This window comes from Streptococcus oralis subsp. dentisani (assembly GCF_007475365.1).
Taxonomy (GTDB): Bacteria; Bacillota; Bacilli; order Lactobacillales; family Streptococcaceae; genus Streptococcus; species Streptococcus mitis_AX.
The window spans coordinates 1,359,293-1,373,430 of record NZ_CP034442.1 but is presented as its reverse complement, the minus strand read 5'-3'; the positions used below and the strand labels follow the sequence as shown (position 1 = coordinate 1,373,430).

Here is a 14,138-nt window from a genome sequence, read left to right as displayed (position 1 = left end):
TTTCAAAAGACAAATTAGTCATTACTACTAGTAAAAGGGGTTGAACGCACAGCCGACGTTTATCAGAATGAGACTAGGAAGCAGGAAGGTGACAAGAGTAAGGTGGCAAATTTGTCAAAGAGGATCCTTGCTTTCTTTCGCTAGAACTGATAAGCTGTCATAGCTTTCGTCTCAACCCCTGTGTTGTGTATACGAGTAAGTTTTATACTTTAGGAATGTAGAGATTTCCAAGAGTAGCAGCCATAACAGCTTTGATAGTGTGCATACGGTTTTCTGCTTGGTCAAAGTGACGAGCATACTTGCTGCGGAAGACTTCGTCTGTTACTTCCATTTCCTCTACGCCAAATTTTTCAGCAACATCTTTACCGTAAACAGTGTGAGTGTCGTGGAATGCTGGTAAGCAGTGCAAGAAGATCAAGTTTTCGTTACCTGCTTTTTTCACTAAGTCCATATTGACTTGGTAAGGTTTCAAAAGTGCAACGCGTTCTGCGAATTTGTCTTCTTCGCCCATAGATACCCAAACGTCTGTGTAAAGTACGTCTGCACCTTTGACAGCTTCGTCTGCATCTTCGGTGATGAGGATGTGTGCACCACTTTCTTTAGCAAATCCTTCAGCCAATTCAACGATCTCTTTTTCTGGGAAGAGTTCTTTTGGTGAGAAGATGTGAACGTTAACACCAAGGATAGCACCTGTTACCAGCAAGCTGTTGGCAACGTTATTGCGTCCATCACCACAGTATACCAATGTCAATCCTTCCAAACGACCAAAATTTTCTTGAACAGTCAAGTAGTCAGCGAGCATTTGAGTTGGGTGCCATTCGTCAGTTAGACCATTCCATACTGGGACACCTGAGAATTCTGCCAATTCTTCAACCATACGTTGGCTGAAGCCGCGGAATTCAATCCCGTCAAACATACGACCCAAAACTTTTGCAGTATCTTCAGTAGATTCTTTTTTACCTAACTGAATGTCATTTGCTCCGAGGTATTCTGGATGAGCACCAAGGTCAATAGCCGCAGTTGTAAAGGCTGCACGTGTACGAGTAGAAGTTTTTTCAAACAGGAGGGCGATATTTTTACCAGCAAGGTAGTGGTGTTGGATATTGCGTTTTTTCAAATCCTTCAAGTGAGCTGAAAGACCGATAAGGTATTCTAACTCTGCGCGAGTAAAGTCTTTTTCTGCTAAGAAGCTGCGTCCTTGGAATACTGAATGTGTCATTCTATTATTTCCTCTTTCTATTTTTTTACATTTTTTATTGACAAATACTGAACAGCGATTATACTTCTTCACGTTCAAATGGCATAGACATACAACGAGGTCCACCACGGCCCCGAACCAATTCGCTTCCGCGAATCTTAATCAAGCGAAGCCCGTATTCTTCTAGGATCTTATTGGTAATGGTATTGCGGGCATAAACGACGACTACACCAGGTGCGATTGTCAAAGTGTTGGAGCCATCATTCCATTGTTCACGCGCAGCTGCTACGATATTGCCACCACCGCAACGGATCAAATGAACTTTTTCTACGCCGAGGTTCTTTGCAAGAAGTTCAGCTAAGTCACCTTTTTCTTCAACAATCTTGAGTTTTTCATCTTCATAAGTGACAGAGTACACACGAAGATCGCCTTCGATTTCTGGGTGAATTGTGAACTTGTCGTAGTCAACCATGGTGAAGACAGTATCCAAGTGCATGAATTTACGGTTGTTAGCAAATTCAAATGCCAATACTTTCTTGAAGCCAACATTTTTCTTGAAGATGTTCACCAAGAGTTTTTCAATTGAAGCTGCATCTGTACGTTGAGAGATACCTACTGCAAGAACGTCTTTAGAAAGAACGAGCTCATCTCCACCTTCAATACGTGTATCTTCTTCACGGTTGTAGACCAATTCTACTTTTCCACCATAGATTGGATGGTGTTTGAAAATATATTTACCATAAAGAGTTTCACGGTTACGAGTATCTGCATACATGTGGTTAAGCGATACGGCATTACCAATAGTTGCAAATGGGTCGCGAGTGAAGTAGAGGTTTGGCATTGGGTCGATTGCAAATGGATAGTCTGAGTCAACCAAGTCAGTTAAGCCTTTTGCTTCTTCAGGAATTTCTGGCAATTCAACTTTTTGAACCCCTGCCATAGTTTTTTCAACCAATTCTTGGTTGTCCTTGATACCGTGAAGCAATTCACGAATAGCCGCCTTGGTTTGACGACCACGGATGTTGGCTTCGTCTAAATATTCCTCGATAAATTGATCGCGGATTTCTGGGGAAGTCAATGATTCAGCAGCCAATTGCTCTAGGTAAAGGACCTCAATTCCTTCATCACGAAGAGCTTGAGCAAATGCGTCATGTTCTTTTTGAGCATCTTCCAAGAATGGAATGTCATCAAAAAGAAGCCTTTCGAGATAGTCCGGCAACAAGTTTTCCAACTCTTTGCCTGGACGGTGCAACATAACTTTTTTCAGTTTCCCAATTTCTGAGAATACCTGAATTGGATGTGAAGACATGTGTTTTCCTCCTTAAAAATTTCTACGGTGGCACCTTTTTGGTACCGCTTACATTTACGTTATATCATATTCTCAGAGGCGTGTCAATAGTAAAAAATGATTAAAAATTCGGACAAAACAAGGTTTTAGTAGTATTTTATGTTATTATACGATGGCAAAAGGAATTAGAGGAAATAAATGTATAAACTTCTACTAAAAAGAATATAATATTTTTTGAAAAAATTATGCTAAATTTCACATTTTAAGAAGAAATGTCCAGATTTTAATTCAGTTCTGACGAGGAATTGAGAGGAACTGTGATTGAAAGTTGCTTAGAAAATTATATGAAATCTATCAGAAAAGTTTTTCCTCTAGCCCACTTTAAATGTATATTGTACAAATTATAGAATCTTTTCTGAGTATTTAGGAAGACAGCCTTGTCTTATTGACGGTACCTAGATTTTTTGTTATAGTCAACGAGGCAACAACTAGGAAGAATGGTTTATTCACAAGCTGTGGATAAGTCTGGTTAGAGCAGGACACTCAGCTAATATCCTAGAGGGATCTTGATAATAGTACCAGAAACTAGTAACTGGCTAGCTTTCTAGTAGAAATCCTGGTGCATTGGGGATTTGAGCAGGATTTCCCGAGGGGGGAAGGCCCCAAGTCTAAGAGCTGGAGTCTGGAAAAGCTAGTTTTTAGGCATATGTTCTTATCCACAACTTGTGGATAACTTTGTGAACAAGAGAAAGAGATATGAGATGATGACGAAAATAAAACCACATGGACCATTACCAAGTCAGGCGCAGCTAGCCTATCTGGGGGATGAGCTAGCAGCCTTTATCCATTTTGGTCCCAATACCTTTTATGACCAAGAATGGGGGACTGGTCAAGAGGAGCCTGAACGCTTTAACCCGACCAAGTTGGATGCGCGTGAATGGGTTCGGGTACTTAAAGAAACGGGTTTTAAAAAGGTGATTTTGGTGGTTAAGCACCACGATGGTTTTGTGCTCTACCCGACAGCTTATACAGACTACTCGGTCAAGGCTAGTCCTTGGCGGGATGGAAAGGGGGACTTGCTCCTCGAAGTATCCCGAGCTGCAACTGAGTTTGACATGGATATGGGAGTTTATTTATCTCCTTGGGATGCCCATAGTCCCCTTTATCATGTGGACCGAGAAGCAGACTACAATGCCTATTATCTGGCTCAGTTGAAGGAAATCTTATCAAATCCTGACTATGGGAATGCTGGTAAGTTCGCTGAGATCTGGATGGATGGTGCCAGAGGGGAAGGGGCCCAGCAGGTTAACTATGAGTTTGAGACTTGGTTTGAGACCATTCGTGAATTGCAGGGCGATTGTTTGATTTTCTCAACTGAGGGAACTAGTATTCGCTGGATTGGCAATGAACGAGGCTATGCAGGGGATCCCTTGTGGCAAAAAGTCAAGCCCGACCAGTTGGGGACAGAGGCTGCATTAGATTATCTACAGCACGGTGATCCCTCAGGGACGCTGTTTTCAATCGGTGAGGCAGATGTATCCCTTCGGCCGGGTTGGTTTTACCATGAGGATCAGGATCCCAAGTCTCTTGAGGAGTTGATCGAAATCTACTTTCACTCAGTGGGGCGGGGAACCCCTCTCTTGCTCAATATTCCTCCAAACCAAGATGGTCTATTTGATGAAAGGGATATCCAGCGACTGTATGAATTTAGAGCCTACCGTGACGCACTCTATAGAGAAGATTTAGCTCTGGGAGCCAAGGTATCTGGGCCTGCTTTATCAGCAGACTTTGCTTGTTGCCACCTGACAGATGGACTAGAGACCAGTTCTTGGGCAAGTGATGCAGAACTGCCAATTCAGTTAGAGATTGATTTAGGAACTCCTAAAACTTTTGATGTAATCGAGTTGAGGGAAGAGTTGAAGCTAGGGCAACGCATCGCTGCTTTCCATGTGCAGGTAGAGTTGGATGGTGTCTGGCAGGAGTTTGGTTCGGGTCATACTGTTGGTTATAAACGTCTCTTACGAGGGCTAGTTGTTGAGGCTCAGAAGGTGCGTGTAATAATCACAGAGGCACAGGATTTGCCAGTATTAACTAAGATTTCACTTTATAAAACACCTAGCTTGTCAAAAAAAGAAGCTGTTCAGCAACTAGAGTTTTCAGAAAAAAGTCTAGCTGTAATCAAGGGAGAAAATGCCTATTTTACAGTTAAGCGCAGAGAATGTAGTGGTCCTTTAGAAGCTAAGATTTCGATTCAACCCGGGACGGGTGTGCATGGTATCGCTTATCAGGATGAGATTCAAGTCCTTATGTTTCAAGCTGGCGAGACTGAAAAAAGGTTGACGTTTCCAACCTTGTATTTCGCAGGAGATAAAAGCTTGGATTTCTATCTGAACCTAATGGTGGATGGTCAGCTTGTGGATCAACTTCAAGTCCAAGTTTCATAAAAGAAGAACCTTTGCGCCATGCAAAGGTTCTTTTGGTTATGAGTGATTTGGTAGCCAGCTGAGGGTGAAGGTCAGTTGCTCAGATTTCAAGAGGTCCTGGTGTTGGATGCTAGATACAGGAGTCTTGTCCAATCGACACTCTTTGACAAAGTTAAAATGGCTGTAGTTTTGCTCAGCATGGATATCTAGCCATTTATTTTCCTTAGCTAGGTAGACACGGAGATGATCAAAGAGAGGGATTCCGAGGTCGTAGCTTGGTTTTCCTGGACAGGTCGGGTAGAATCCAAGAGCTGACCAGATATACCAAGCAGAGAGACTACCGTTGTCCTCATCGCCAGGATAGGCTTTCCAACTTGGGTGAAAGGCCTTCTGACGTATCGTCTTAATGAGAAGAGCAGTGTAGTCAGGGTAGTCACTGTAGCGGAAGAGATAAGGGATGTGGAAACTAGGTTGGTTGGAAATGGCGATTTGCCCAAAAGGAGCGGTAGCCATCTCGCTCATTTCATGAATTTCGTAACCATAGCCAGTTGTCTCAAAGAGAGGAGCATCCTGACAGGTTTTCAAAAGGTAGCGGCTAAAGGCTTCTTTTCCACCCATAAGTTGGATTAAGTCAGGGATGTCGTGTAGAACGCCTAAAGTCGCTTGAATGGCAGAACATTCGGCGTAGTCGCGTCCCCAACTATAAGGAGAGAAATCAGGCCGGAAGTTGCCTTGACGATCTCGCGCACGCATATAGCCTGTCTCAGCATCAAATAGATGACGGAAATTTTGAGAAGAAGTGTTATAAGTGTCAGCAATCTCTGTTTGCCCAAGCTTTTGGGCGCAGCTGGCGATACAAAAGTCACTATAGGCATAGTCTAGGGTGTGGCTGACACTTTCGTGATTGTCCGTGGATAGATAGCCCAGTTCTTGGTATTGTGCCAAACCGTGGCGACCATTGATGCCGAGAAGGTCGGTCTTGCTGGCTGTTTCAAGCATAGCTTGGAGGAGTTCTTCTTCTAGGTCGGGGGCCATGTCCTTGCAGGCGCTGTCAGCGATAATGCCATCTAGCAGAGTACCAGGCATCATGCCACGTTCATCTGGGGCTAGCCATTTTGGCAGGAAACCAGTATCGCGGTTGCTATTGAGGAAACCTTCTAAAAATCGGTGATAGTGTTCCGGTATGATAAGGGCAAAGAGGGGGAAGGTGGTGCGGAAGGTATCCCAGAAGCCATTGTTGCTAAAGAGGACGCCGGGCTTGACAGTACCAGTAGCTAGGTCCATGTGGATGGCTTGTCCTGATTCATCAACCTCATAAAATGTCTGTGGGAAGAGAAAGAGTCTGTAGAGGCAGTGGTCAAAGAAGGTTCGGTCAGCCTCTCCTGTCTCCAACACATCAAAACGATGGAGGAGATTTTCCCAGTCCGCTTGGGCACTTGCTTTACAGCTATCAAAGTCCGTTTCAGGTAGATTAAGTAGCGCTTGAGAAGGAGAGATAAAAGAAGTCGCTAATTGAATCTCAGCATGACTACTTGCTAAATCAATTCGCCAGTCTCCCTCTTCTTGTGTGATAGCAAGAAGATCCGCATTCATTTGTAGGGCAGTGAATAGTATCAGCGGACTTTTATTGGTCTCTGTTTTACCTTCTTGTCTTAGGACCAGAGTCCGCTTATCTACTTGCTTGACTGTCAGTTCATCTGCTGCGTGAAGATAGAGGGAGAGGGCTTTGCCTTGCTTTTGCTCCAAACGAATAGAAGCGCCGTAGCAAGTTGGTGTGAGCTGGGTTTCAATCTGATAGCGCAGGGAGAAAATCTTCAGATAATGAGGTTGGAAGGAGGCCTTATCTAGGTCATAGGAAGACTGACGATGAAAGAGACTATCTCCACCTAGCTGGCCTATGACAGGTGTCAGAAGCAGCCAAGAGTAGTCACCAATCCAAGGACTGGGCTGGTGGGTTAAGCGAATCCCCTGAAAGATGGGTAGATGCGGATCGAAGAACCAAGCTCCCTCCTGGTCACTGGTCTGGGGCACAAAATAATTCATCCCAAAAGGAACGCCTGTGTAAGGCAGGGTATTCCCCCGAGAAAAGGCATGCTTGCTAGCAGTGCCAAAACGAGTATCGATGATTTCAAGTAGTGGTTTCATAGTCGTTCCTTTAGCTGTTTTTCTACATTATATCAGAAAAAGGGTGGCTTTAGATATGGGGTTCAAAAGAAAGCAATTTTGTAGAGAAATGACTAACATTTGTGTATATATTTTCTAAGCTAAAAGCTTTATACTGAACATGAAACTTGTTTGAAAGAGGTAAAATTGATTATGGTATATTCTAAAGAAATTGTCAGAGAGTGGCTTGATGAAGTAGCAGAGCGTGCCAAGGACCATCCGGAGTGGGTGGATGTCTTTGAGCGTTGCTATACAGACACCTTGGATAATACGGTCGAGATTCTAGAAGATGGCTCAACCTTTGTCTTGACTGGGGATATTCCTGCCATGTGGCTTCGGGATTCGACGGCCCAACTCAGACCCTACCTTCATGTGGCTAAAAGAGACGCCCTCCTGCGTCAGACCATTGCAGGTTTGGTTAAGCGTCAGATGACCTTGATTCTCAAGGATCCTTATGCCAATTCCTTCAATATTGAGGAAAACTGGAAGGGACACCACGAGACTGACCATACCGATCTTAATGGCTGGATTTGGGAACGCAAGTACGAGGTGGATTCGCTTTGCTATCCTTTGCAACTGGCTTATCTCCTCTGGAAAGAAACAGGAGAAATTAGTCAGTTTGATGAAACTTTTGTCACAGCAACTAAGGAAATCCTTCATCTGTGGACGGTGGAACAAGACCATAACAACTCTCCTTATCGTTTTGTCCGCGACACAGATCGAAAAGAAGATACTTTGGTAAATGATGGCTTTGGACCTGACTTTGCAGTGACAGGTATGACCTGGTCAGCTTTCCGACCGAGTGATGACTGCTGCCAGTATAGCTATTTGATTCCGTCCAATATGTTTGCTGTAGTAGTCTTGGGGTACGTGCAAGAAATCTTTACAGAACTAGACCTAGCTGATAGTGAGAGTATTATTGCTGATGCTAACCGTCTCCAGGCTGAAATCCAAGAAGGCATCGAAAATTACGCCTACACCACTAATAGCAAGGGTGAAAAGATTTACGCCTTTGAAGTGGATGGTTTAGGAAATGCTAGCATCATGGACGATCCAAATGTACCGAGTCTGCTGGCGGCGCCTTATCTGGGCTATTGCGACATTGAAGACGAAGTTTATCAAGCAACTCGTCGCACCATTCTAAGCCCTGAAAATCCATATTTCTACCAAGGAGAATATGCTAGTGGTCTCGGAAGTTCTCATACCTTTTATCGCTATATCTGGCCGATTGCTCTGTCTATCCAAGGCTTGACAACAAGTGATAAGGCAGAGAAAAAATTCTTGCTGGATCAGCTGGTTGCCTGCGATGGTGGTACAGGTGTTATGCACGAAAGCTTCCACGTGGACGACCCAACGCTTTACTCACGTGAATGGTTCTCTTGGGCCAACATGATGTTCTGTGAATTGGTCTTGGATTACCTGGATATCCGCTAGTCAGTTCTTTAGTTAGATAGAAATAAAAATTTAAGTTAGAATGAGGTTTTACTCATGGAAAATGTTGTAGTTCATATTATCTCACACAGTCACTGGGATCGTGAGTGGTACTTGCCTTTTGAAAGTCACCGGATGCAGCTGGTGGAATTGTTTGACAATCTTTTTGATCTCTTTGAAAATGATCCTGAGTTCAAGAGTTTCCACTTGGACGGCCAAACCATTGTCCTTGATGACTACTTGGAAATTCGTCCTGAAAATCGCGATAAAGTCCAAGGTTACATCGACCAAGGCAAACTCAAAATTGGTCCCTTTTACATCTTGCAGGATGATTACTTGATTTCCAGCGAAGCCAATGTCCGTAATACCTTGATTGGTCAAGCAGAATGTGCAAAATGGGGCAAATCAACCCAGATTGGTTACTTCCCAGATACCTTTGGAAATATGGGACAAGCTCCTCAAATCCTTCAAAAATCAGGCATTCACGTGGCAGCCTTTGGGCGTGGTGTGAAGCCGATTGGATTTGACAACCAAGTCCTCGAAGATGAGCAGTTTACTTCCCAGTTTTCAGAAATGTACTGGCAGGGTGCGGACGGAAGTCGCGTTCTCGGTATCCTCTTTGCCAACTGGTACAGTAACGGGAATGAAATCCCAGTTGATAAGGATGAGGCCTTGGCCTTCTGGAAACAAAAACTGTCAGACGTGCGTGACTACGCTTCGACCAACCAATGGTTGATGATGAATGGCTGTGACCACCAGCCTGTACAGCGAAATCTGAGTGAAGCCATTCGTGTGGCCAATGAACTCTTCCCAGATGTGACCTTTGTGCATAGTTCCTTTGATGACTATGTCCATGCAGTAGAAAGTGCCCTACCGGAGCAACTATCTACCGTTACGGGTGAGTTGACAAGTCAGGAAACAGATGGCTGGTACACGCTTGCCAATACTTCTTCATCACGCATTTACCTCAAACAAGCCTTCCAAGAAAATAGCAACCTCCTAGAACAAGTGGTGGAGCCATTGACTGTCATCACTGGTGGTCACAACCATAAGGACCAGTTGACCTATGCTTGGAAAGTTCTTCTACAAAATGCGCCACATGACAGTATCTGTGGCTGTAGTGTGGACGAGGTTCACCGTGAGATGGAAACTCGCTTTGCCAAGGTCAACCAAGTTGGAAACTTCGTTAAGACCAATCTTCTCAACGAATGGAAGGGCAAAATCGCAACCCACGAAGCCCAAAGCAACCATCTCTTTACCGTCATTAACACAGGCTTGCATGACAAGGTTGATACGGTCAGCACCGTGATTGATGTGGCGACTTGTGATTTCAAAGAATTGCACCCAAAAGAAGGCTATAAGAAGATGGCAGCCTTGACCTTGCCAAGTTACCGTGTCGAAGACTTGGAAGGGCATGCTGTAGAAGCGAAAATCGAAGATCTGGGAGCTAACTTTGAGTATGATTTGCCAAAAGACAAGTTCCGTCAGGCTCGTATCGCTCGTCAAGTGCGCGTGACAGTAACTGTTCATCTGGCACCACTTTCTTGGACAACCTTCCAATTGCTCGAAGGAGAACAAGAACACCGTGACGGTATTTACCAAAATGGAGTGATTGATACGCCATTTGTAACGGTCAGTGTGGATGACAATATCACAGTTTACGACAAGACAACTCATGAAGCGTATGAAGATGTTGTTCGCTTTGAAGACCGTGGTGACATAGGAAATGAGTATATCTACTTCCAACCAAAAGGAACAGAGCCTATCTACGCCGAGTTGAAAGGCTATGAGGTCTTGGAAAATACAGCTCGTTTTGCTAAGATTTTGCTCAAGCATGAATTGACAATTCCAGTAAGTGCAGACGAAAAACTGGATGCAGAACAAAGAGGCATCATCGAGTTTATGACGCGTGAAGCTGGGCGCTCAGATGAATTGACAAGCATTCTTCTTGAAACAGAGATGACTGTCTTTGTTGACAATCCACAAATCCGCTTCAAGACTCGCTTTACTAACACTGCCAAAGACCACCGTATCCGTCTCTTGGTCAAGACTCATAATACGCGTCCAAGTAATGACTCTGAGAGCATCTATGAGGTGGTGACACGACCAAACAAACCAGCGGCTTCATGGGAAAATCCTGAAAATCCTCAACACCAACAAGCCTTTGTCAGCCTTTATGATGATGAAAAAGGAGTGACGGTGGCCAATAAAGGACTGCACGAGTATGAAATCCTTGAAGATGACACCATTGCCGTGACCATTCTTCGTGCCTCAGGTGAGTTAGGTGACTGGGGTTACTTCCCAACGCCAGAGGCTCAGTGCCTGCGTGAGTTTGAAGTCGAGTTTACACTTGAATGCCACCAAGCAGGGGAACGCTTCTCAGCCTTCCGTCGTGCCAAAGCCTTCCAAACACCATTTACCAGCCTTCAGGTTGCTAAACAAGAAGGAAGTGTTGCAGCGACTGGTAGCCTCTTGAGTCATGCGGCACTCAGCTTACCACAAGTTTGCCCAACAGCCTTTAAAGTCGCGGAAAATGAAGAAGGATATGTACTTCGTTACTACAATATGAGTCAAGAAAATGTGCGCATATCAGAACACCAACAAACCATTTTGGACTTACTTGAGCGACCATATCCAGTTCATTCAGGACTATTAGCGCCACAAGAAATTCGCACAGAATTGATTAAAAAAGAAGAGATTTAAGATTTGAAAGTGTTTGATAACTAATAATAAGAGATAGAAAGGAGGGGCGAAAAGGTAAGAACTAACTGCTGATTCGCCCCTTTTTTGGTGAAAATATGACGATTGCAACCATTGATATTGGAGGGACTGGGATTAAGTTTGCCAGTCTGACTCCTGATGGAAAAATACTAGATAAGACAAGTACACCGACGCCAGAAAACTTGGAGGATTTACTAACTTGGCTAGACAAATGCTTGGCAGAGAGAGATTATAACGGCATTGCTATGAGCGTTCCAGGCGCGGTCAATCAAGAAACAGGTGTGATTGAGGGCATCAGCGCTGTGCCCTACATCCATGGCTTTTCTTGGTATGAGGCGCTTAGCTCTTATCAGATTCCTGTCCATCTCGAAAATGATGCTAACTGCGTTGGTTTGAGTGAATTGCTGGCTCATCCTGAGATTGAAAATGCAGCCTGTGTCGTGATTGGGACAGGGATTGGCGGAGCTATGATTATCAATGGCAGACTTCACCGTGGCCGCCACGGCCTAGGTGGTGAGTTTGGCTATATGACAACCATTGCACCAGCAGAAAAACTCAACAACTGGTCGCAACTAGCATCAACTGGGAATATGGTGCGATACGTAATTGAAAAATCTGGTCAGACTGACTGGGACGGTCGCAAGATTTACCAAGAAGCTGCAGCCGGAAATGCCCTTTGCCAAAAAGCTATCGAGCGCATGAACCGTAATCTGGCGCAAGGCTTGCTCAATATCCAGTATCTGATCGATCCAGATGTCATCAGTCTGGGAGGCTCAATTAGTCAAAATCCAGATTTTATCCAAGGCGTCAAAAAAGCTGTCGATGGCTTTGTCGAAACCTACGAAGAATACACGGTCGCACCAGTTATCCAAGCTTGCACCTATCATGCAGATGCCAATCTCTATGGTGCCCTTGTCAACTGGTTGCAGGAGGAAAACCAATGGTAAGATTTACAGGACTTAGTCCCAAACAAGAGCAGGCAATAGAGTTGCTTAAAAAGCATATTTCGCTAGCAGATGTAGAGGTAGCAGTTGCTCAGTCTGACCAAGCCTCTATCTCTATCAAGGGTGAGGATGGCCACTATCAACTGACTTATCGCAAACCTCACCAACTCTATCGCGCCTTGTCTGTGCTAGCAACAGCTTTAGTAGAAGGTGACAAAGTAGAGATTGAAGAACAGGCTGCTTACGAAGATTTAGCCTACATGGCGGATTGTTCCCGTAATGCAGTGCTAAATGTTGCATCTGCCAAGCAGATGATTGAAGTCTTGGCTCTCATGGGCTACTCAACCTTTGAGCTCTACATGGAAGACACCTATCAGATTGAAGGGCAACCTTATTTTGGTTATTTCCGAGGGGCTTATTCAGCTGAAGAGTTACAGGAAATCGAAGCCTATGCCCAACAGTTTGATATGACCTTTGTACCATGTATTCAGACCTTGGCCCACTTATCAGCCTTTGTCAAATGGGGTGTTAAGGAAGTGCAAGAACTCCGTGATGTAGAGGACATTCTCCTTATTGGCGAAGAAAAGGTTTATGCCCTGATTGATAGGATGTTTGCCACTCTGTCTAAACTGCAGACTCGCAAGGTCAATATTGGGATGGACGAAGCCCACTTGGTTGGCTTGGGACGTTACCTCATCTTGAACGGTGTTGTGGACCGTAGTCTCCTCATGTGCCAACACTTGGAGCGCGTATTGGATATTGCAGATAAGTATGGTTTTCACTGCCAGATGTGGAGCGATATGTTCTTTAAGCTCATGTCAGCGGATGGTCAGTACGACCGTGACGTGGAGATTCCTGAGGAAACTCGTGTCTACCTAGACCGTCTCAAAGACCGTGTAACCTTGGTTTACTGGGATTATTATCAAGACAGCGAAGAAAAGTACAATCGTAATTTTCGCAATCATCACAAGATTAGCCAAGATATTGCCTTTGCAGGTGGTGCTTGGAAGTGGATCGGTTTTACACCCAACAACCATTTCAGCCATCTCATCGCTATGGAGGCCAACAAAGCCTGTCGTGCCAATCAGATCAAGGAAGTCATTGTAACGGGTTGGGGGGACAATGGTGGGGAAACTGCCCAGTTTTCTATTCTACCAAGTCTGCAAATCTGGGCAGAACTCAGCTACCGCAATAACCTCGACCGTTTGTCTGCTCACTTCAAGACCAATACAGGTCTATCAGTTGAGGAATTTATGCAGATTGACCTAGCTAACCTCTTGCCAGACCTACCAGGCAATCTCAGTGGTATCAATCCTAACCGCTATGTCTTTTATCAGGATATTCTCTGTCCTATTCTTGATAGACACATGACACCTGAACAGGATAAACCGCACTTCGCTCAGGCCGCTGAAACGCTTGCTGAAATCAAAGAAAAAGCTGGGAACTATGCTTATCTCTTTGAAACACAGGCTCAGTTGAACCAGATTTTAAGTAGCAAAGTGGATGTGGGACGACGCATTCGTCAAGCCTACCAAACAAACGATAAAGGAAGTCTGCAAGAAATCGCAAGACAAGAATTACCAAAACTTAGAAGCGAGATTGAACACTTCCATGCCCTCTTTAGCCACCAATGGTTGAAAGAAAACAAGGTCTTTGGCTTGGATACAGTCGATATCCGTATGGGCGGACTCTTGCAACGCATCAAGCGAGCAGAAAGTCGCATCGAGGCTTATCTGGCAGGTCAGCTGGACCGTATCGATGAGCTAGAAGTGGAAATCTTACCATTTACTGACTTCTATGCAGACAAGGATTTCGCAGCAACTACAGCCAATCAGTGGCATACTATTGCGACAGCATCGACCATTTATACGACTTAGGCATTTGTCACAAACAATTAAACATCTCCTTTTAAACACATGGAGATGTTTTTTGATTTGGAGATAGGGAAGGAGTATAATGAAGGTATAAAG

At 44.4% G+C, this 14,138-nt stretch carries 8 protein-coding genes; 5 read left to right on the top strand and 3 right to left on the bottom strand.

Features of this window, described 5'->3' with window-relative positions; all coding sequences use genetic code 11:
- Positions 1 to 202: 202 nt before the first annotated feature.
- Positions 203 to 1,219: an ornithine carbamoyltransferase gene (gene argF / locus EJF26_RS06885; RefSeq protein ID WP_000149839.1), complete on the bottom strand. Its 1,017-nt coding sequence runs from the start codon at positions 1,217 to 1,219 to the stop codon at positions 203 to 205.
- 58 nt (positions 1,220 to 1,277) lie between these two features.
- Positions 1,278 to 2,507, bottom strand: a complete 1,230-nt coding sequence (arcA, locus tag EJF26_RS06880) for an arginine deiminase (protein WP_000094624.1) — start codon at positions 2,505 to 2,507, stop codon at positions 1,278 to 1,280.
- Positions 2,508 to 3,250: 743 nt separating this feature from the next.
- Between arcA and EJF26_RS06875 the strand changes: the two genes are divergently transcribed.
- A complete protein-coding gene (locus EJF26_RS06875) occupies positions 3,251 to 4,930 on the top strand; it encodes an alpha-L-fucosidase (RefSeq protein ID WP_025168982.1) in 1,680 nt (559 codons plus the stop codon).
- A gap of 36 nt (positions 4,931 to 4,966) precedes the next feature.
- Here EJF26_RS06875 and EJF26_RS06870 read toward each other — a convergent pair whose 3' ends face one another.
- Complete coding sequence (locus EJF26_RS06870) at positions 4,967 to 7,054, bottom strand: GH92 family glycosyl hydrolase (protein WP_000803385.1); 2,088 nt, start codon at positions 7,052 to 7,054, stop codon at positions 4,967 to 4,969.
- 171 nt (positions 7,055 to 7,225) lie between these two features.
- Here EJF26_RS06870 and EJF26_RS06865 point away from each other — a divergent pair, with 171 nt between their 5' ends.
- The 4 genes from EJF26_RS06865 to EJF26_RS06850 all read left to right on the top strand — a co-directional run bounded on the left by EJF26_RS06865 (position 7,226) and on the right by EJF26_RS06850 (position 14,045).
- Entirely contained in the window at positions 7,226 to 8,506 is a 1,281-nt protein-coding gene (locus tag EJF26_RS06865; RefSeq protein WP_000263068.1) for a glycoside hydrolase family 125 protein, read from the top strand.
- 54 nt (positions 8,507 to 8,560) lie between these two features.
- Positions 8,561 to 11,206, top strand: a complete 2,646-nt coding sequence (locus EJF26_RS06860) for an alpha-mannosidase (RefSeq protein ID WP_000432724.1) — start codon at positions 8,561 to 8,563, stop codon at positions 11,204 to 11,206.
- Between the two features lie 95 nt (positions 11,207 to 11,301).
- Positions 11,302 to 12,171, top strand: coding sequence for an ROK family protein (locus tag EJF26_RS06855; protein WP_000150727.1), 870 nt, complete (start codon positions 11,302 to 11,304; stop codon positions 12,169 to 12,171).
- Positions 12,165 to 14,045 (top strand): beta-N-acetylhexosaminidase, encoded by a 1,881-nt coding sequence (locus tag EJF26_RS06850; protein ID WP_000251376.1) that lies wholly within the window; start codon positions 12,165 to 12,167, stop codon positions 14,043 to 14,045. The genes EJF26_RS06855 and EJF26_RS06850 overlap by 7 nt, the downstream gene beginning before the upstream one ends.
- Positions 14,046 to 14,138: the final 93 nt, after the last annotated feature.